13 protein-coding genes and 1 pseudogene are annotated in these 21,046 nt (G+C 61.4%); 4 read left to right on the forward strand and 10 right to left on the reverse strand.

Annotation, left to right across the window (positions count from 1 at the left end):
* Positions 1-526, forward strand: a pseudogene (locus tag NPS47_RS23350) (hypothetical protein); the annotation flags it as partial.
* A 464-nt stretch (positions 527-990) separates the two neighbouring features.
* On the opposite strand, the gene NPS47_RS23355 reads toward NPS47_RS23350, so the two are convergent.
* Positions 991-2,457, reverse strand: coding sequence for a hypothetical protein (locus tag NPS47_RS23355; RefSeq protein ID WP_274297111.1), 1,467 nt, complete (start codon positions 2,455-2,457; stop codon positions 991-993).
* 224 nt (positions 2,458-2,681) lie between these two features.
* Positions 2,682-4,559, reverse strand: coding sequence for a hypothetical protein (locus NPS47_RS23360; protein ID WP_274297112.1), 1,878 nt, complete (start codon positions 4,557-4,559; stop codon positions 2,682-2,684).
* A 441-nt stretch (positions 4,560-5,000) separates the two neighbouring features.
* On the opposite strand from NPS47_RS23360, the gene NPS47_RS23365 reads away from it, so the two are divergent.
* Positions 5,001-5,309, forward strand: a complete 309-nt coding sequence (locus tag NPS47_RS23365; protein WP_274297113.1) for a DUF3077 domain-containing protein — start codon at positions 5,001-5,003, stop codon at positions 5,307-5,309.
* 33 nt (positions 5,310-5,342) lie between these two features.
* On the opposite strand, the gene NPS47_RS23370 is transcribed toward NPS47_RS23365, so the two are convergent.
* Positions 5,343-5,780 (reverse strand): acyl-CoA thioesterase, encoded by a 438-nt coding sequence (locus NPS47_RS23370; protein ID WP_274297114.1) that lies wholly within the window; start codon positions 5,778-5,780, stop codon positions 5,343-5,345.
* 174 nt (positions 5,781-5,954) lie between these two features.
* A complete protein-coding gene (locus NPS47_RS23375; RefSeq protein WP_425313546.1) occupies positions 5,955-6,911 on the reverse strand; it encodes a site-specific integrase in 957 nt (318 codons plus the stop codon).
* A gap of 159 nt (positions 6,912-7,070) precedes the next feature.
* Here NPS47_RS23375 and NPS47_RS23380 point away from each other — a divergent pair, with 159 nt between their 5' ends.
* On the forward strand, positions 7,071-7,718 hold the full coding sequence (locus tag NPS47_RS23380) for a DUF1345 domain-containing protein (protein ID WP_274297116.1): 648 nt from the start codon (positions 7,071-7,073) through the stop codon (positions 7,716-7,718).
* On the opposite strand, the gene NPS47_RS23385 is transcribed toward NPS47_RS23380, so the two are convergent.
* Positions 7,644-8,900, reverse strand: a complete 1,257-nt coding sequence (locus tag NPS47_RS23385) for a pyridoxal phosphate-dependent aminotransferase (RefSeq protein ID WP_274297117.1) — start codon at positions 8,898-8,900, stop codon at positions 7,644-7,646. The two genes, NPS47_RS23380 and NPS47_RS23385, sit on opposite strands and share 75 nt — an antisense overlap.
* Before the next feature lie 321 nt (positions 8,901-9,221).
* Between NPS47_RS23385 and NPS47_RS23390 the strand changes: the two genes are divergently transcribed.
* Complete coding sequence (locus tag NPS47_RS23390) at positions 9,222-9,482, forward strand: DUF1652 domain-containing protein (RefSeq protein ID WP_274297118.1); 261 nt, start codon at positions 9,222-9,224, stop codon at positions 9,480-9,482.
* 2 nt (positions 9,483-9,484) lie between these two features.
* Here NPS47_RS23390 and NPS47_RS23395 read toward each other — a convergent pair whose 3' ends face one another.
* From NPS47_RS23395 to NPS47_RS23415, 5 genes are all read right to left on the reverse strand, one after another.
* Positions 9,485-11,569: a putative bifunctional diguanylate cyclase/phosphodiesterase gene (locus NPS47_RS23395; protein ID WP_274297119.1), complete on the reverse strand. Its 2,085-nt coding sequence runs from the start codon at positions 11,567-11,569 to the stop codon at positions 9,485-9,487.
* 298 nt (positions 11,570-11,867) lie between these two features.
* Positions 11,868-13,355: an efflux transporter outer membrane subunit gene (locus tag NPS47_RS23400; protein WP_274297120.1), complete on the reverse strand. Its 1,488-nt coding sequence runs from the start codon at positions 13,353-13,355 to the stop codon at positions 11,868-11,870.
* Positions 13,352-16,462 (reverse strand): efflux RND transporter permease subunit, encoded by a 3,111-nt coding sequence (locus tag NPS47_RS23405; RefSeq protein ID WP_274297121.1) that lies wholly within the window; start codon positions 16,460-16,462, stop codon positions 13,352-13,354. The genes NPS47_RS23400 and NPS47_RS23405 overlap by 4 nt, the downstream gene beginning before the upstream one ends.
* Entirely contained in the window at positions 16,459-19,560 is a 3,102-nt protein-coding gene (locus NPS47_RS23410; RefSeq protein ID WP_274297122.1) for an MdtB/MuxB family multidrug efflux RND transporter permease subunit, read from the reverse strand. Before NPS47_RS23410 ends, NPS47_RS23405 begins: the two co-directional genes overlap by 4 nt.
* Complete coding sequence (locus NPS47_RS23415) at positions 19,557-20,840, reverse strand: MdtA/MuxA family multidrug efflux RND transporter periplasmic adaptor subunit (RefSeq protein WP_274297123.1); 1,284 nt, start codon at positions 20,838-20,840, stop codon at positions 19,557-19,559. Before NPS47_RS23415 ends, NPS47_RS23410 begins: the two co-directional genes overlap by 4 nt.
* Between the last annotated feature and the right edge of the window lie 206 nt (positions 20,841-21,046).

A 21,046-nucleotide genomic window follows, 5' to 3' on the forward strand; every position in this document is an offset into this window, starting at 1 on the left:
CCTGTTGCCACAACCCAGCGACGCCCATTCACTCGGGATGTGGGCGTCGATCCGCAATTACATGGAAGACGGTCAAATGGTGGATACGCCGAACCCGATGCTGGCCGTGTTGGGGTTGATTCCAACCGGGGATCGGCTCAAGCCCTACGAAGGGCTACACACCTTTGAAATCGAACGCGAAGACGCGCGGTCCATGGGCGGCCTGGATGAAGGTGGGGAGCATTTAACGGCTGAGCAGCGAGAACGCTATGGCTATACCAAGTTATCCCGATGGCCCTTGCGATTCTGGTACATCCGTCGCGTGCTGGTGTTTTGGAAGATGCCTTACCTGCTGGCCGAATGGGGCCACCGCAAGGGGCGCCCGACGCTGCCGGAATCCGTGCAGGCATGGTCACAACCGTTGCCACCGGAGCAATGGGCAAAGCCCAGCCCGGCCTTGGTAAAAGCCAATCAGATCGTCAAAGAGGCGATGGACAAGAAAGGCGCGACCTTTGTCGAGGCCTGCAAAGCGGCGGGGTTACATTGATGGCGCGTCAACGGGCCTGATTGCCCCACAAAGTACCCGGTGAGAACGGGCTTGCCACGCGATGAGGCCTTCGATTGCCCCACGTTTTTTGAGCATATCCATTGGCGGTGGTGGCGCTAAGTCACTTTTCCGCCCTTACAGTGGGTTACTTTGGCAAACGCCGGTGTGCCGGCCCGGCCCAAAGTAACGCAAAGGGCTCGCCCCACCAGGGGCCCTACGCTCCGGTGCCGCTACGGGGCATTGCAAGCAACTCTACGCTTCGCAACTTCGGCTACGCCGAAGGCGCTACGCGCTAGCCCCTCCACGAAACCTCCACTCAGCCCTACTGGTTAACGGGGCGGGTGGATCAAGATCAAAAGCACATTTGGCCTGCTTGGTCGTTGTCGGTTCAGTGATCAGGTGTGAAAAAAGGGGTATTGCCAGCACTGCTACCCCCGACAAATCCGTACCTGACTACGAACATCTCAGTACACAACCCTAAAATCATCGAAATAGTTTTCAGTTGTCCAGTTAGCCCTTTGCACTGTTGAAAAAACAACCTTCTTGAACTTTCTCGCGCTTGTGGGTTTGATCTCAATAATACCTTGCCGATCCTCGTCTTTTTGATGAACCAACTGATTGTTCTCGTCATAAGCATAAACCGTCCCGCCCCCGCTTAAATAAAACTGCATGAACGTGGCCGCACGATTTAACACGAGCGTCAGACTGATGACGTTTCCAGCCACCGGCTGCGTCTCGGACATATGTATCCTTTTTTCGATTTGACAAGATCCGCGCACTGTCCAGGAAGGCGTAATCGTCATGAATTTTAACGAGAGTGACTCACCATTTCCGAGGTACCGGCGTGGTTGATCATTGAGATCATCAAACTCCTCGGTTGGTAGATTTTTAACCTGCAGCGTGAGCGGTGGAAATTGTAGTGCTCTGGCCTCTTGCTCGGCGCCGTCAAAAGTAACCTTTATGATTACAATCAGGGAGCTGCCGGTCGTGAGCTTTAGCAACTCGCTGCGCATCATGCGCACGCTCAATCCCGTGCCGGCCTGGCTATCGCTGACCACCAGCCCGCGCGCCAGGACAATTGGATACTCCCCGTTTTCCGAGGTGCCCCGCGCGACAATCCAGTAGCGTTGCCCTTGGACAATCAACGGCCATTGACCCACTTCCACCGTGGCATCGCCCGCGAAATCAGCCAGATCCAGTATGTTCTGCCTGGCTTCGCGCACGGTCGGGGTGGGCAAATCCCCCTCACGCAGCTCACCGACCACTAGTGCCAGTGGCTCGGACAGCACTCCCGGATTGTCCCCGCGGACAACGGCGTAGCGCACCGTGATGGTCTTGCCTTGACTGGCCGCTACCACCGAGACCGGGATGGCGAAGTCGACATAGCCAAAGGCACTGCCATTCTGTTGTGCACTTTGATACGAATCCCTATCGCCCTCACCCTGCCAGTCCACGGTCAGGACGTCGCCAGCCTGCATGCGGCTGTAGGCGACGCGGACAGTGGCGCCGTTTCTTGCCTGGATCGGGTTGAGGGTGTCGCCCGCTGCCTCTCGCACCGTCGGCGCCAGCAGGCTTTGCGCCAGTTGCCGCTTGATCAGGAAAGACAGTGGCTGTGAGGTGGCTATGCGGCCATTCTGGCGTTTGACCTCATAAATCACCGACACGCTGTTATCGAGATTGCCGATGATGTAAGGGTCATACGCGATCCTGACCGGAATCGGAGCATCGGCGTTGCTCCCATTCACGGTGACGTTGGAGGTGAACGTAGAGCTGCTCTCCCACCTGAGGGTGATTACGTCGCCTTCGGTCTTGTCCCGATACTGGGGAATATTGACGCGGGTCCCGTTACGCACTTCGTCGGGATCGAGGATCAGGTTTCGGAGGCCGACGATGGCTTGGCTGGCTGGGTGAGACTCATAGGACATCGTCATGACGGGCTCCTCAAGGTGAGCAGCGCAGGATTGGCGTGCTGCGGGTATTTTGCGGAAGATCCGGACGTCCGGTAACTGGCAAAAATACTAGGTTGGGGTTGGCATTTCCAGCAATGCTCACCCCTTTCAAAACCCGTACCTGAGTGCACAGAAACCGGGTAACTCGCTAGCGAATGGAGAACTCTGGTCTTGGTGGTGCTGAAGCCGATTCTGCTTGTCTGCTCCTATTCTCCTCTGGACTCCGGACTAGCAGGTAAGGAGTGGCCTGCAGACAGGTTGTTTAATTGTGTATAGCCCCACTCTATTTCAGCTAACACAAAACTTGTCTGCCACCAGTTACCAGGCTTCCGGGTGCCGGTAAGTATGATCCACTCAGGGAACCGCTCATTGCTTTTGAATGTATCAAAGGGGTAAGACCCCTCCGTTACCGGAAGAACCCGTCTTTCAATTAAGCCCCCTTTATCCCAAAACTCGATAGCCGGGCCTGCTGTGCTGAAAATTGCGCCAAATCTATATACGACCGATCTTACACTGCCATTGAAACTTACTTTAATTGTTGATGCCGCCACAATATCTATGTAGTAACTTGTCTTTGGAGGGACCGGTGCGACAACCCGCGTACTTACCTCCTCGTGTGTGTCACTCTGAAGGAGTTGCAATGTTACTCCTGATGGATATGGGTAAGGTGTGTTCAAGGATAAGTTAAACGCGCCTCTAGCACTCCACCCCTCACGCCCACTGACAAAGGTTATATCTCGAACCGTTATGGGAAGTGTTGCCGACGTCGCCCACGTACCGTTGACCAAGACCTCATAAGCCCACGCCTTCTGGCCCTGGTCAACCAGACTAAACAGCTGTTCTACAGGTACAACGAGGTTGAGCGTCGCACCTGGCTGGGTCACAGTGACAGCATCTGTGTACAACCCACCCGTCACCCCGCGCACCTGCTCACCGGCGCGCAGGTTCGCCGTTGCCGGTACGCGTATGCTGGCACCTGCATTTGGTTTGTAGATCGCGCCACTTTCCGCCTCTGGGACGGTCGGCGCCGGCAAGGTTCGAGGTATGTTCAGTAGCATAAGCGCCAAGGTCGGGAAGACTCGCGCTCCGGCTTCGCTCACTCCCCCCTCGAATGCCACCTTGACTTCCAGGCTAACCGAGCTGGCAGAGCGCAGCTTTTCAAGCTCGCTGCGTAGCATGGTCATGCTCAGGCCGTTTCTGACATGGTTTTCATCGACCAATTGGCTTTGTGCCACATAAAAACTGTAGGGATTGCCATTGACCAAGGTTCCCCCTACCACGGTCCAGTAGCGCTGCCCTATGGCAATCAAAGGCCAGGGCTGGACGTTGACCGTGGCATTGCCTTGGAATGTAGTGAGATCGAGCGTACCAGCGCTGGCTTCGGGCACAGTCGGGGCTGGCAAAGCGCTCTGGGACAGTGCACCGACAACCAGTGCAAGCGGCTCGGAAAGCAAACCCGGATTGCCCCCACGGACAACGTTATAGCGCACCGTAATGGTCTTGCCTTGACTGGCCGCCACCACCGAGACCGGGATGGCGAAGTCGACATAGCCAAAGGCACTGCCATTCTGTTGTGCACTTTGATAGGAGTCCGCCCCGCCTTCACCCTGCCAGTCCACGACCAGGACGTCGTCAGGCAGCATGCCGGTATAGGTAACACGGACAGTGGCGCCGTTTATCGCCTGGATCGGATTGAGGGTATTACCCGACGCTTCTCGCACTGTCGGCGCCACCAGGTTTTGCCCCAGTTGCCGCTTGATCAGGAGCGCCAATGGCTGTGAGGTGGCGGTGCGGCCATTCTGGCGTTTGACCTCATAGATCACCGATACACTGTTGTCGAGGTTGCCGATGATGTAAGGCTCATACGCGATCCTGACCGGAATCGGCGCATTGGCATTCCCCCCATCCACTGTGACATTGGTGGTGAACGTGGAGCGGCCTTCCCATCTTAGGGTAATAATGTCGCCTTCGGCTTTGTCCCGGTACTGGGGAATGTTGGCGTTGGTCCCGTTGCGTACTTCGTCGGGATCGAGGATCAGGTTTTTGAGGCCGTCAATGACTTGAGTATCTGGCAGGGACGTCATGAAGAGCTCCCGAAAGTGAACCGCGCAGGGTTGGCGTGTTGCTGGCTATGGTGCGGAGAATTCGCACCTCGGGTAACTGGTAAAAATGCTAGGTAGCGTCAAGTTTTTCGCTTCATTGCAACGTTGGTCCGCAGGGGATCAAATGCTTCGGGATATGTAAATGCTGGTCATTTCAAGTCCTAGGAAATAACCTACGCGGTCTGTCGATGCCCTTCTGATTGCCTTGGGAAACCAGTCCTTCTAGTCTCCTCGGGTCGCTGTCGGTTCAGCGATCGGGTGTGGAAACCTGAACAGTTCGAATGGGTTGCCGTTATGGTAGCTGTGCGCGGGAGGCCGTCTGGCCTGCCGGGCTTACCCGTTCGCTCGGTTTTCCACCCCGCGTACAGCTGCCACCCTTAGTGTGGAAACGACGGGTTGCAGCCCTTCTTGAATGGGCTTGCCATGAAAAAAATCGTCCCCGATCCACCAATACCCTCGCTCTACCCCACCCTCGAAAAACCGTTCGGCGACTGCCCCGCCGGTCACCCACAGCTGTTCTCCGTCAACGCCGGCCTCGCCCCGCACGATGCGCTGGTGCATATCTCGCTGTACCTGCGTTGTGCGTATGACACGGGCAACAAGGCTTTCGATGGTATCGATGAATCATCCAAGGGCTTTCTCTGGTCCACCCTGCATTCGGTGGAAATGGCCAAGGGGCTGGCTGAGGCTTTGCTCGATGCCCTTGAGGATGGGGAGTTGAGTCGTCTTTGAAAGCATCGCGGGGCTTGCCCCGCGATGACACAGCTAGTCCGTCAACGTACGCAATTCGTCTCGCACCAATTCAGGAATCGCGGTCGACTTGTTGCTGGCCCGGTCTACATACACATAGACAACATAACCAAGCGCTGACACTTCAGTCTCGTCATTGCGGAAGATCCCCAGTTCATACCGGGCACTGCAGCTACCCAGGTGCGCAATACGCAGGCCCACGGTCACCTGATCAGGAAAGGTGATCGACGAAAAGAAGGTGCAGCTCGACTCGACAATCAGGCCGATGACCGGGCTGCTGTCGATATCCAGCGTCCCCTGCTCCACCAGGAACTGGCTGATCGCCGAATCGAAGAACGAGTAGTAAACGACGTTCTGCACATGACCATAAGAGTCGTGGTCACCCCAGCGCGTGCCGAGGGTATAGGAACGCCGAAAATCTTCGCGACGGGGACGGTAGGTCTTCTCGCTCATGGCACCTCCGCAAAATCGGCGGCGCAGCGGGCGGTGCTGAGTTCCATCACAGGCATAGCAATAACCTCGAACGAGTACGTTGATAATGTCCGCTCGTATGCAGCCGAGCTTCGGATTATCAAGATATCGGCTCGCAGGCCCGCAGAGCCCCTCCCAGGCGGGGGGGCGCTGTTGCTAATAGTCGTAGCGATCCACCGCCCGGCGCCGCTCGTTGTCGTCACGCATGTCGTAGTTGGCAGTGGTCTGGATGTTGCTGTGGTGCGCGAGTTTCTGCGCAATCGACAGGTCGTGCTCTTCGATCACGCGGGTGATGAACGAGCGACGGAAGTCATGGGGCATGATCTTTACCCCGACCTGGGTGCCGCGCTGGCGGGCGATGTAGTAGATCGCATGTTTGGTGATGCGCTCGCGGGTGATGTGGCTGCCACGGCGAATGCGGTTGAACAGGAAGTCATCATCGGCCTGCCCCTCGGGCAACTGCTCGCGACGAAAGGCCAGCCAGGCGTTGAGTTTGTCAAAGGCCCAGGTCGGCGCGTACTTGATCAGCTGCTTGTTGCCCTTGCCCAGCACCTGCAGGCTGCGCTCGTGGAAATCGACCTGGCTCAGGTCGAGGTTGACCGACTCGGATTTACGCATGCCGGTACCATAGAGCAAGGCGATCACCGCCGCATCGCGCAGCCCCTGGGGGCGCGGGTCGGCGGCGCAGGCATCCATCAATTCACGAATCAGGCTGCGCTTGAGGTTGCGCCCGCTGGCCAGGCGTGTGCCCTGGGTCGGCTTGACGCTACGGATGCGCAGCAGTTGATCCTGGCTGATCAACCCCAGCCGCCAGGCCTCGTTCATCACCCCACGCACCGCATTGACGTACAGCGACGAAGTGTTCGGCGCGTAGCCATCGGCGCGCAAGGCTGCCACCAGGGCGGTGACATGGCCAGGTTCGAGCTGGTGCCACGGCACCTCGCGGATGTCGCAATCCTCGAATCCCAAGCGGTCGGCAGCATCCTGGAGGATGTACTTCATGGTCAGCTGACTGGAAGGCGCCAGGCGGGCGAGGTATTGCAGCAGGGGGTTTTGCAGTGAATCGGACAAACCGGGAATCCTGTAGAACGAAACTGGGGGCAAATGCCCCATGTCATGACCAGGTCATTGATTGGCAAGCCATTTACACCCGGTACGGATGCCGATAGTACCTCATCCGGCCGGTCGGGATCGATTGAAGGCAATATCATGGCGTGCCCTGCCCCCGGCTTGCGGCTACAGTTGCTCAAGGTCCCTATCGCCCGAGACAACATGGCTTTTCATCGACTGACCCGCAGCCACCCGCGATTGAGTAGCGCCGCCCTCGTCGGGCTCCTGGCCGGTTGGCTGCTGCCGGCACACGATTGGGTCGAGCATGTACTGATCGGCTGGAACGCCGGCGTCTGGCTCTACCTGCTGTTGATTCTGTGGCTGACGCTGGGCGCCAACGCCGAAAAGGTCCGCAAGGTTGCCAGTATCGAGGACGAGAACGCCGGCCTGGTGCTGTTCACCATCAGTATCGCGGCGATTGCCAGCCTGGTCGCCGTGGTCCTGCAACTGGCGGCCGGCGCCAAGCTCGACGAGGGGCCGACGGCGCTGCAGCTGACCTTCACCGGTTTCACCGTCGTCGGCTCCTGGCTGCTGATCGGCGCGATTTTCAGCCTGCACTATGCCCACCTGTTCTACACCGCCCAGGCGCACACGCCGCTGCTGCGCTTCAGCGATGGCGAACGGCACCCCGACTATTGGGACTTTCACTACTTTTCCTACACCCTGAGTGTCGCAGTGCAGACCTCCGATGTCGGCGTGGCCGGGCGGCAAATGCGCCGGGTGGTGCTGGCCCATTCACTGGTGGGTTTTATCTTCAACACCGCGATTCTGGGTTTTACCATCAACATGGCCGCCACGCTGATCAAGTGAACAGCGGCCTTCGAGCACCTGCACTGCACAGCGGGCGATGCGCTGGCAGGCCTGCTCCAGGCGCTCACTGTCGAGCACCAGGCCAACCCGCACGTGCCCCGCCGCACTGGGACCAAAGGCATCACCGGCGAGTACCGCCACCCCGTGTTCCTCCAGCAGGCGCTCGGCAAAAGCCTGCGCCCCCAGGCCGGTAGCGCGGATATCCACCATCACGAACATCCCGCCGTCCGGTTTGTGCACGCTGATACCCGGGCAATCGGCGAGGCTGGCACACACCCGGTCACGCCGCTTGCGGTAGGTGTCACGCATCTGCGCCACTTGCGGCAGGTCCTGCTCCACGGCCACCTGGGCGGCATCGAGGATGAAGTCCGGAAGGCCGTAGAGCATGCACAACGCCAGGTTGCTCAAGTGCTCGCACAACGCCTGCGGAGCAATGACCCAACCCACCCGCCAGCCCGACATGGCGTGGGATTTGGACAGGCTGTTGATGGTTGCGCAGCGCGCGGCCATGCCCGGCAGGCTGGCCGGGCTGAAGTGCGCGCCCTCGTACAGCAGCTCGCTGTAGACCTCATCGGCGATCAGCCACAGGTCATGCTCGATACAGATCTGCGCCAGACGTTCCCAACTGCGTCTGGGCAGGCTGGCCCCGGATGGATTGTGCGGGCTATTGAGCAGCACCGCCCGGGTGCGCGAGGTAACCCGCGCAGCGACGTCGGCCGGGTCGACGCGAAAGCCTTGTTCCGGTCGCACCGGCACCGGTATGACCTTCGCCGCACAGGCGCCGAACACGGCCTCGTAGGTGACATACATCGGCTCGGCGACGATGACCTCGTCACCGGCATCCAGCAGGCACTGGGCAACGCCATACAGCGCGCATTGCGCGCCAGCCAGCACCACCACTTCGTGCGGGTCGACCCCCTGGCCACTGTGACGCATATGCCGCCGGGCTATCGCCTGGCGCAAGCCAAGGCTGCCGCGCACGTCGGAGTAATGCGTGTTACCGGCACGCAGGCTACTCACGGCGGCCTCGACAACCGGCGCCGGCGTATCGAAATCCGGATCGCCGATCGACAGCAGGAAAATCTCCCGCCCCTGCTCGCGCAACTCCAGTGCGCGGTAGTGGATGTTCCAGGCAGCAGCACCGTCACCGGCGATACGTTGGGTGAGCGTTGAATAACGCATGACGGTCTCCTTGACTGAACCCGGGGCAGCCATTGGTCCGAAAATCCCAGGCAAGCATCCCAGCCGACTGTCGGTAAAAATAGCAGAGCGCCAATCCCCGCAACGGGGAAATGTCGCCAGCAAACGTTTGCCGTTTCAGTCTTTGTTTTCAGAGCGGAATGCAGACGCCAAAAGGCTGCTTGAAAGCATCGAAAAGCTGTCATGACTGCGGGCGGACATTCACGGTAGCGGTGCTATGTTTAGGTTTCTTGAACGTCCGCCAAGTCTTTACGCACAGCTTGCTCCGCTCGCCCTGTTGTTCACCCCTACATGGAGGCCGGAATGAACAAACTGACGTTTCCCAACGCCTGCCAGGTGATGCGCTGGTACTTTCATCCATTGGGCTTCGAGGCCAGCATGGATGCCCCGCGCAGTATGGTGGCTCGCCTGTTTGACCGGGCTACCGGTGAAACCCTGCTGGCCATCGCCGGGATCCCCTGCGCCACGCTGATGCCCGCTGCCGATGTCGAACGGATCATCGAAGCCGTCGAAGCCGAGCTCGACGCCTTCGAGCCCTCCGGCAACCTGCGCGCCGCCGGCTGAGCTCAGCTGAGCGCCAGTGACTGGCGTGCGCGCTCGATATCGACAATAAACCGCTCGGCCGGCAACGGCTGGCCGAGCAGGTAACCCTGCAGCGAGTCGCAACCCAGGCGGGTGAGGAAGTTCTGCTGGCGGTCGGTTTCCACCCCTTCGGCGACGATGCGCAAGCCCAGGGCCTGGCCCAGCGCGACAATCGCCGAGACGATTGCGGCATCATCGCTGTCCTGCTCCAGGTCGCGGACGAACCCCCGGTCGATCTTCAACTCGTTGGCCGGCAGGCGCTTGAGGTACATCAGGCTCGAATAGCCGGTGCCGAAATCATCGATGGACAGATCCACGCCCATGTCCGACAGGCGCTGCAGCACGGCCATGCTCGCGTCGGCATCGTGCATGGCGGTGGTTTCGGTGATTTCCAGGGTCAGGCTGTTGGCCGGCAATTGATGACGCGCCAGCACCTTGGCAACGCTCTCGACCAGCCCGCTGTGGCAGAACTGGATGGCCGAAAGGTTGACTGCGATCCGCCAACCGCGGTAGCCCTGATCAATCCAGTTGCGCATCTGCCGACAAGCTTCATCCAGCACCCACTCACCGATCGGAATGATCAACCCGGTTTTCTCTGCCAGGCCAATAAAGCGATCCGGCAGCAACAGGCCGTGCTGCGGATGCTCCCAGCGCAGCAGCGCTTCGGCACCGATGGGCCGGCACTCCTGGGCATCGAACTTGGGCTGGTAGAACAGGCGGAACTGTTTTTGCTCCAGGGCCACGCGCAGGTCCTGGAGCAGTTGCAGCTGCAGGCGCGCGTTGCTGTTCATCGACACGTCGAAGAAGCTATAGCCGTTCTTGCCGGCGCTCTTGGCGTGATACATCGCCGCGTCGGCGTTGCGCAGCAGTTCATGCTGGTCGATGCCGTTGCCCGGGAACAGGACGATACCGATACTCGCCGAGATCTGCAGGCTCTGGTCGCTGACGCGGAAGCTGCGCGAGATCAGGTTGACCTGTTTGGCGGCAACGCCCATGGCGTCGTCGGGCTCCTGCAGCTCCACCAGCAGCACGAATTCGTCGCCGCCAATACGGGCCAGGGTGTCCTGGCTGTGCAGGTGGCCGCGCAGGCGCAGGGCCACTTCCTTGAGCAGCAGATCGCCCATATGGTGGCCGAAGGCGTCGTTGACCGGTTTGAAACCGTCCAGGTCGATGAACATCAGGGCAAAACAGCCACCCTGCTCGCTCACCTTGCTGATCGCCTGGTCGATGCGATCGGCCAGCAGCGTGCGGTTGGGCAAGCCGGTCAGGGTGTCATGCAGGGCCAGTTGGGTCAGTTCCTGGTTGGCCCGGGTCAGCGAGCGCGCCAGTTCCGCCGTCCGGGCTTCCAGGCGGGCGTCGAGCACCGAGGTCAGCAGCGCCACCGCCAACACGGCCAGGGTGGTGATCAGCACCAGGTAATCCAGGCCATTGCCACTCAGGCCAGTGCCCAGCGCGCCGCAGAAACTGCCTTCAGGGAAGTTCGCCGCCGCCATTGCGGTGTAGTGCATGCCGACAATCGCCACGCCCATCACCACCGCCGCAGCGCCGCGGATCTGCCGGACATACAGGGTTTGCTGACGCAGGTGAAAGGCAATCCACAACGCTGCCGCCGAAGCCCCCACGGCAATCAGCAACGACAGGGCGAACAGCAACGGGTCGTAGTCGATGCCTGGCTGCATCAACAACGCGGCCATGCCGGTGTAATGCATGCTGCTGATACCCGCGCCCATGATCAGCGCCCCCAGGCCCAACTGGGTCCAGGGCAGGCTCGGCTGGCTGACCAGCCACAAGGCAAACCCGGACGACAGCCCGGCGATCAACAGCGACAGCAAGGTCAGGGCCAGGTCGTAGCCCAACGGGATCGGCAAGCTGAAGGCGAGCATGCCGATAAAGTGCATCGACCAGATGCCGAAGCCCATCGCCAATGCACCACCGCTGATCCACAGGTACACCGCCCGGCCCTTGGCGGTAGCGATGCGTCCGGTCAGGTCGAGTGCGGTATAGGAGGCAAGAATGGCTACACAGAGCGAAATCAACACCAGCGAAGAAGAGTAACTACCAATCAGCATTTGGCCTTCCACAACCCTTGGAACCGGGCACTGGTGCGGCCCGGGGAAAAGCCGATGATTGTACTCAACCTTTGGCGAAACGCACGGAGTTTTAAGTGGCATTTCGCAATGACAGAAGGCTTGTCAAAAACCTAACGATTAGATGATAAATAATCCTTATACATCAATTATTTACACTGATTTTTTAATGTCAAACATCGCTCATTCATGCAATTTGCAGCAATACATTTCCTAAGCGACATCTGACATTAACAAATCAACCTAACATCTTGTTTTTATTCGTTTTTTAATAAAAACATCAAGGCGACTCAGCAAACGCCGCTTGCGCATCCCATCCGCCACCCAGTGCCGCGATCAACTGTACGCTGGCCACCAGCCGCCCCTGCAGCAAGGTCAGCACACTGCGCTCGTTGCTCAGCGCGGTGGTCTGCACATTGACCACATCCAGGTAGGCGATCAGCCCGGCCTTGTACTGGTTGCTGGTCAGGCGCAGGGACTCGCGCGCCGACTCCAGGGCTTCGCTGCGCACCTTGGCTTCGTCCTCGTAAACGTCGAGCTGCACCAGGTAGTTCTCCACTTCCTTGAAGCCATCGAGCACCGCCTGACGGTACTGCGCCACGGTCTGGTCGTAGACCGCCACGGTACGGTCGACCTCTGCCGAGCGCTGGCCGCCGTCGAACAGGGTCATGGCCAGTTGCGGGCCTACCGACCAGAAACGGTTGGGCAAACTGATCCAGTCGTTGAAGCTGCTACTGCTGTAGCCGCCGCTCATGCTCAGGGTCAGGTCGGGGAAGTAGGCGGCACGGGCCACACCGATACTGGCGTTGGCCGACATCACCTTGCGCTCGGCCGAAGCAATGTCCGGGCGTCGCTCCAGCAACTGCGAAGGCAAGGCCACCGGCACCTGCGGCAGCGCCGGAATGTCCTTGCTGTCAGCCAGGGCGAAGTCGGCCGGCGCCTTGCCCAGCAGCACGGCGATGGCGTTTTCCAGCTGGGCGCGCTGCCAGACCAGGTCGATCAGGTCGGCCTGGGTGCTTTTCAGCTGGGTTTGCGCCTGGGCTACCGCATCCTTGCCAGACACCCCGGCGCGGTACTGGTTTTCGGTCATGGTCAGCGAGCGCTGATAGGCCGCGACCGTGGCTTCGAGCAGGCGTTTCTGCTCGTCCATCACCCGCAGTTGCAGGTAGTTCTGCACCAGCTCCGATTGCAGGCTCAGGCGGATCGCCGCCATGTCGGCCAGGCTCGCCTCGGCGCTGGCCTGGTTGGCGGCCAGGCCGTCACGCAGCTTGCCCCACAGGTCGGCCTCCCAGCTGACCCCAAGGCTGGTGCTGTAAGTGTCGCGGATGCCGCTGCTGGAGTTACTCAGGCTCGAGCTGGAACTGCCGGTGCCCTGGCTGGAGCGGTTCTTGCCCGCGCTCAGGTCGACGCTGGGGAACAAGGCGCCACGCGCGCTGCGCACCAAAGCCTGGGCCTGACGGTACTGGGCTTCGGACTGGGCAACGGTCTGGTTGCTGGCATTGAGCTGCTCAACCAGGTCATTGAGCTGAGCATCGCCATACAACTGCCACCAGGCGCCACGGGCCAGGGCATCGGAAGGATTGGCCTGGGTCCAGCCGGCAGCATGCTTGAACGCCACCGGTTCAGGCGCTTGCGGGCGCTGGTAGTCCGGGCTCAGGGTGCAGGCGCTGAGCATCGCCAGGCACAGGCTGGAGGCCAGCAGGCGCGAACCACGGGCGCCCAGCAGTTGCTGCAGGGAGCGGTCGGAGAAAAGCGGACGTCGGGTCATAGCGGGGTTTCCAAAGCAGCGTCGGTGCGCACGCCGCGCCAGTGGTTGAAGCGATGGCGCAAGCGGTCCAGATAGAGGTAGACCACCGGGGTGGTGTAAAGCGTGAGGACCTGGCTGAAGACCAGCCCGCCGATGATGGTCAGGCCCAGCGGCTGGCGCATCTCCGAGCCTTCGGCATGGCTGAGCAGCAACGGCAAGGCGCCGAGAATAGCGGCGATGGTGGTCATCAGGATCGGTCGCAGACGCAGCAGACAGGCGCGGCGGATCGACTGTTCCGGGCTCAACTGTTCATGACGTTCCAGCTGCAAGGCCAGGTCGATCATCATGATGGCGTTCTTCTTCACCACGCCAATCAGCAGGAACAGGCCGAGCAGGGAAATCAGGCTGAACTCGCTGCCCACCACATACAGGGTCAGCAAGGCCCCTACCCCGGCCGACGGCAAGGTCGAGAGAATGGTCAGCGGGTGAATGTAGCTTTCATAGAGAATCCCCAGCACCAGATACACCGCCAGCAACGCGCCGAGAATCATGAACGGCTGGCCTTTCTGGCTTTCGGCAAAGGCATCACCGGTACCGCCGAGTTTGGCAATGACGTCCTCGGGCAGGCCAACCTTGGCCACCGCCCGCTCGACTGCGGCCAGGGCCTGGTCCTGACTGTAGCCTTCGGCGATGTCGAAGTTGATGCTTTCCGAGGCGAACTGGCCTTCATGGCTGACCCGGTCATCGGCCAGGCTGTTCTCGTAATGGGCGAAGGTCGCCAGCGGTACCCGGGCGCCGTCGGCGGTAATGACCTGGACCTGTTCCAGGCTCCGCGGGTCCTGAGCGTATTTAGGGTTGATCTCCATCACCACCTGATACTGGTTCAGGCTGTCGTAGATGGTCGATATCTGCCGCTGGCTGTAGGCGTTGTTCAGCACCGAGGTGACCATGCTCATGTCGATACCCAGGCGCTTGGCCTGTTCACGGTCGACCACCAGAGTGATCTGCTGGGTACCACCGCCTTCGCGGGCGTCGATGGCCGTGAGCTCCGGCAGGGCCTTGAGCGCCGCGACCACTTTCGGGTACCACTCGCGCAAGGCCGATAGCTCGCTGCTCTGCAAGGTGTAGAGGAACTGTGAGGAGCTCTGGTCGCGGCCGCCACCGCCGAACTGCAGGTCCTGGTCGGCCATGAGGAACAGGCGCCCGCCAGGCACCTTGGGCATTTCCTTGCGCAGGCGCTCGATGATCTTCTGCGCAGACATCTTGCGTTCGCCGATCGGCTTGAGGCGCACCAGCACCATGGCGTTGTTGGTGCCACTGTTGCCACCGATAAAGCCGGCAACGCTTTCCACCGCCGGGTCCTTGAGCAAGGCCTGGCGGTAGATTTCCATCTTCGGCTGCATGACCTGGAACGACAGGCCGTCGTCGCCACGGACAAAGCCGATCAACTGACCGGTGTCCTGTTGCGGCAGGAAGGTTTTTGGCACAACCACATACAGGGCGATGTTGACGGCAATGGTCACCAGCAGGCTGGCCAGGGTCAGGCGCCGATGGCGCAAGACCCAGTCGAGGCTGCGTCCATAGCCGGCCATCATGCGCTGGTGAAGTTGTTCGCTCCAGCGCTGCAGGCGCGTCTGCCCTTCCGGTGCCTGCGGTTTGAGCCAGCGCGCACAGAGCATCGGCGTCAGCGTCAGCGACACCACCAGCGAGACAATGATCGCCACCGCCAGGGTGATGGAGAACTCGCGGAACAACGAGCCGACGATACCGCCCATGAACAGGATCGAGACAAACACCACCACCAGCGACAGGTTCATCGACAACAGGGTGAAGCCGACTTCCCTGGAGCCCAGGTAAGCGGCGCGCATCGGCGGCACGCCTTCGTCGATGTGCCGGGAGATGTTCTCCAGCACCACAATGGCATCGTCGACCACCAGGCCGGTGGCGAGGATCAGCGCCATCAGCGACATGTTGTTCAACGAGAAACCGCACAGGTACATGGCGGCAAAAGTGCCGACCAGCGACACCGGCACCGCCAGGGTCGGGATCAGTGAGGCACGCAGGTTGCCGAGGAACAGGAACACCACGAGGATTACCAGCACCACCGCGATGATCAGGGTGTGCTCGGCCTCCTTGAGGGTCGCCTTGATCACCGGCGAGCGGTCCATGGCCACGTCCAGCTGGACGCTGGCCGGCATCAGCGATTCCAGGGCTGGCAACTGCTCCTTGATCTTGTTCACGGTCTCGATGATGTTGGCGCCGGTCTGACGGTTGATCACCAGCAGCACGGCGTCCTGGTCATTGAAGAAGCCGCTGTTGTAGCGGTTTTCCACCGCATCGCTGACCTTGGCCACATGGCTCAGGCGCAATACCGCTCCGTCCTGGTAACGGATCACCAGCGGCTCGTAGTCCTTGGCCTTTTCCAGCTGGTCGTTGGCCTGCACCTGCCAACTGCGCTGGCCATCTTCGATAAAGCCTTTGGGCCGGCGTTGGTTGGCATTGGCGATGGTCTGGCGTACATCGTCCAGCGCTACGCCGTACTGATTGAGCAAGTGCGGTTCGAGCTCGATGCGCACCGCCGGTAGCGAACTGCCGCCGATCTGCACCTCGCCTACCCCCGGCACCTGGGACAGGCTCTGCGACAGGATGGTCGAGGCCAGGTCGTAGAGCTGGCCCTTCTGCAGCACGCTGGACGTCAGGGCCAGGACCATGATCGGCGCCTGGGACGGGTTGTACTTCTTGTAGGTCGGCATGCTGCGCATACCGCTGGGCAGCAGGTTGCGCGAGGCGTTGATCGCCGCCTGCACCTCGCGCGCGGCGGCATCGATATCACGGCCCTGGTCAAAGCCGAGAATCACCCGGGTCGAGCCCTGGCTGGAGTTGCTGGTCAGCGTGGTGACCCCGGAAATCGCGCCCATCGAGCGCTCCAGCGGCGTCGCCACGGTTGAAGCCATGACCTCGGGGCTGGCCCCCGGCAGGTTGGCCTGAACCACGATCACCGGGAACTCGATCTGCGGCAGCGGCGCCACCGGCAACAGGCCGAAGCTGACACCACCCAGCAGCATGATCGCCAGGCTCAGGAGCATGGTCGCTACCGGGCGGCGGATAAAGGGTGCGGAGAGGTTCATGGCAGGTCCTGCACCGCAGTATCAGGCCGCGGGCGCATGCGTCGCGCCAGTCGATCGAAGTACAGGTAGATGACCGGTGTGGTGAACAGCGTCAGCACCTGGCTGACCAGCAGCCCGCCGACCATTACCAGGCCCAGCGGCTGGCGCAGCTCGGCGCCGGAACCGGTGGCGAGCATCAGCGGGATGGCGCCGAACAGGGCCGCCAGGGTGGTCATCAGGATCGGCCGGAAGCGCAGCAGCGCCGCTTGATAGATCGCCGCTTCCGGGGCCATACCCTGGTTGCGCTCGGCCTCGAGGGCAAAGTCGATCATCATGATCGCGTTTTTCTTGACGATACCGATCAGCAGAATAATACCGATAATGGCGATCATGCCCAGGTCGTTGCCGGACAGGATCAGCGCCAGCAAGGCGCCCACCGCCGCCGACGGCAGGGTCGAGAGAATGGTGACCGGGTGGATGTAGCTCTCGTAGAGCACGCCAAGCACGATGTACATGGTCACCACCGCCGCCAGAATCAGCAGCAAGGTGCTCGACAGCGAGTTCTGGAAGGCTTCGGCCGCGCCCTGGAAGCGGGTCTGCACACCGACCGGCATGCCGATCTCCTGCTGCACCTGCTCGATGGCCTTGACCGCTTCACCGAGGGACACGCCTTCGGCCAGGTTGAACGACATCATCACCGCCGGGAACTGACCGATATGGGCAATTGCCAGCTGCGCCTGACGCTGTTCGATGCGCGCCAGGCTCGACAGCCGCACCTGGCCGCCGTCGGTGGCTTTCACATGGATCTGTTCAAGCACCTGCGGCCCCAGGGTGGAAGCGGCTTCGGCCTGCAGCACCACGCGGTACTGGCTGGCCTGGGTGTAAATGGTCGAGATCTGCCGCTGGCCGAAGGCGTCGTACAGGGCGTTGGTAATGTCGGCGACGTTGATGCCCAGGCGGCTGGCGGCATCCCGGTCGATCACCAGGAACACCTGCAGGCCCTTGTCCTGCAGGTCGCTGGCAACATCGGTGAGTTCCGCGCGCTGCTGCAGGGCATCAACCAGCTTGCCGCTCCACAGCGCCAGCAGCTCGGCGTCCGGCGACGACAGGCTGAACTGGTACTGGGTACGGCTGACCCGGTCTTCGATGCTCAGGTCTTGTACCGGCTGCATGAACAGACGGATGCCGACCAGCTTGTCGACCTGCGGCTGCAGCCGGGCGATCACCTGCGCGGCGGTCAGGTCGCGCTCGCTGTGGGGCTTGAGGTTGATCAACAAACGTCCACTGTTGAGCGTGGCGTTGTCACCGTCGACGCCAATGTAGGACGACAGACTCTGTACCGCCGGATCCTGGAGGATCACCGCACTGAGCTTTTGCTGGCGTTCGCTCATGGCCGCAAAAGACACCGACTGCGGCGCTTCGGAAATACCCTGGATCACCCCGGTGTCCTGCGCCGGGAAGAAGCCCTTGGGCACCACCAGGTACAGCAGCACGGTCAGCGCCAGGGTTGCCACCGCGACCAGCAGGGTCAGCGGCTGGCGCTTGAGCACCCACTGCAGGCCACGGCCATACCAGGCGATCATCCAGTCGATCCAGGCACCGCTGGCGCGGTAGAAACGCCCCTGCTCCTGCTCGGTGGGCTCACGCTTGAGCAGGCGCGCGCACATCATCGGCGTCAAGGTCAGCGACACCACCAGGGAGATCAGGATCGCCACTGCCAGGGTGATGGCGAATTCACGGAACAGACGACCGACCACATCGGCCATGAACAGCAGCGGAATCAACACTGCGATCAGCGAGAAGGTCAGCGAGATTAGCGTGAAGCCAATCTGCCGGGCGCCCTTGAGCGCCGCCTGCATGGGGGTTTCGCCCTCTTCGATGTGCCGGGAAATGTTCTCCAGCATAACGATCGCATCGTCGACCACAAAACCGGTCGCGATGGTCAGCGCCATCAGGGTCAGGTTGTTGATCGAGAACCCGGCCAGGTGCATCACCGCAAAGGTGCCGATCAGCGACAGCGGCACGGCCACCGACGGAATGATCGTCGCGCTGAAGCGGCGCAGGAACACGAAGGTCACCATCACCACCAGGGCGATGGCCAGCAGCAGTTCGTGCTGAACATCCTTGACCGAGGCACGGATGGTCTGGGTGCGGTCGGTGAGCACGGCGACATCAAGGCCGGCCGGCAGGTTGTCGGTAATTGACGGCAGCAGGGTCTTGATCCGGTCGACCACCTCGATAACGTTTGCGCCCGGCTGGCGCTGGATGTTCAGCAATACTGCCTGGTTCTGGTTGGCCCAGGCCGCCAGGCGCTCGTTCTCGGCGCCGTCGACAATCTCGGCGACATCCTTCAGGCGCAGCGGCGCACCGTTGTTGTAGGCCAGGATCAGGTTGGCGTATTCCTCGGGAGAACGCAGCTGGTCGTTGGCGTCGAGCATCGACACCCGGGTCGGGCCGTCGAAGTTGCCCTTGGGCTGGTTGACGTTGGAGGCGCCGATCAGGGTGCGCACATCCGCAAGGTTCAGTCCGGCAGACGCCAGGGCATCGGGGTTGACCTTGATCCGCACGGCCTGGCGCTGGCCACCGGCAATACTGACCATGCCAACGCCGCTGATCTGCGCGATCTTCTGCGCCACGCGGGTGTCGACCAGGTCGTTGAGCTTGGGCAGCGGCATGGTTTTCGAGGAGATCGCCAGGGTCAGCACCGGGGTGTCGGCCGGGTTGACCTTGTTGTACACCGGCGGTGCCGGCAGGTCGCTGGGCAGCAGGTTGCTGGCGGCGTTGATCGCCGCCTGGACCTGCTGCTCGGCGACGTCCATGTTCATGTCCAGGCTGAAGCGCAAGGTCAGCACCGAGGCGCCGCCTGAGCTGGTCGAGGCCATCTGGGTCAGGCCCGGCATCTGCCCGAACTGACGCTCCAGCGGCGCAGTGACCGCGCTGGTCATTACTTGCGGGCTGGCGCCCGGGTACAGGGTCATGACCCGGATGGTCGGGTAATCGACCTGCGGCAGCGCCGCCACAGGCAGCAAGGTGTAAGCAATCAGGCCAGCCAGCACAATCGCCAGCATGCTCAGGGTGGTCGCCACCGGGCGCAGGATGAACAGCCGCGAGAGGTTCATGCGCCGGCCTTGTCCTTACGGTCCGCGGCCGCGGAAGCATCGTTGTTGTCCTGACCCTGCAGGTGCTGGCCGGGGGTCTGCGGGACTTGCGAGCTGTCGTTGACCACCTCCACTTCGCTGCCATCGCGCAAGCGGTCGGTACCTTCGAGCACCACCCGCTCGCCCTTGGCCAGGCCTGCGGTGACCACGGTGTGGTCGCCGTCGCTGGCGCCGAGGGTGAGTTTACGGATGCGCACCTTGGTGTCGCCTTCCATGACATAGACAAAGGAGCCGTCAGTGCCGAACTGGATGGCGGCCGAAGGCGCCAGCACCACGTTGGTCAAGGTGTCGGCCAGCAGACGCACGTTGACGAACTGGTTGGGGAACAGTGCTTCGTCCTGGTTCTCGAAGAACGCCTTGAACTTCAGGGTGCCGGTGGTGGTGTCGATCTGGTTGTCGAGGCTGCGCAGCACGCCGACGGCCTGCTGCTTGAGGTCGCCGCGGTCCCAGGCTTCGACCGGCAGTTTGGCGCCGCTGCGGTAGCGGGCCAGCACGGTGCTCAGCTCCGACTCGGGCAAGGTAAAGGCCACGGTGATCGGCTGGGTCTGGGTAATCACCACCAGCGCCGTGGTGTCGTTGGCCGCCACCAGGTTGCCGACGTCGAGCTGACGCAGGCCCAGGCGACCGCTGATCGGGGCGCGGATACGGGTGAAGTCCAGGTTCAATTTGGCATCGCCGACCGCCGCCTGGTTGGTCTTGATGGTGCCCTGAAACTGGCCGACCAGCGCCACCTGCGTGTCGAGGGTCTGCTTGGCGATACTGTCTTCGGCGTACAGGCCTTTATAGCGCTCCAGATCGATCTGGGCGTTTTTCAGTTGGGCCTGGTTCTGTGCCAGGGTGCCTTCGGCCTGCTGCAGGGCGATCTGGTAGCTGCGCGGGTCGATCTCGGCGAGCAGGTCGCCGGCCTTGACCTTCTGCCCTTCCTGGAAGTTGACCTTGACCAGTTCGCCGCCTACCCGGCTGCGGACGTTGACGGTATTGGTCGCAGTCACCGTGCCCAGGGCCTTGAGGTAGACCGGGAAATTGCCGACGGTGGCCGGCTCGACCCGCACCGGCACCGGTCCGGCAAAGGCCCCGAAGCCTGGCCGCCCGCCCTTGCCACCGGGTGCGCCGGCAGCCTTGTGCGGCGCTGGAGACGGCCACAGCCACCAGCACAGGCCGGCAACCAGCAGCAGGATCAGCAGGCCGACAAGCCAGCGACGAGGGGAACGGGAACGAGAAAGCATCGGTTGATCGACCATTGGACTGGAAAGAATTCTTTTGAGGAGGCTGAACGATAAGCACTGCAGCGGGATAAGCAAAGCGCCTTTACCGGCAATTTACCTTGAGCTTACGTTGCTAAGGCAATGAACTGTAAATGAAAACGGCCTGGACGATGTCCAGGCCGTAACAATTGCTAACACCTGTAGGAGCGGGCTTGCCCCGCGATTGCGAGCTGTCAGTGACA

It is taken from the genome of Pseudomonas putida (assembly GCF_028682475.1).
Classification (GTDB): Bacteria; Pseudomonadota; Gammaproteobacteria; order Pseudomonadales; family Pseudomonadaceae; genus Aquipseudomonas; species Aquipseudomonas putida_AG.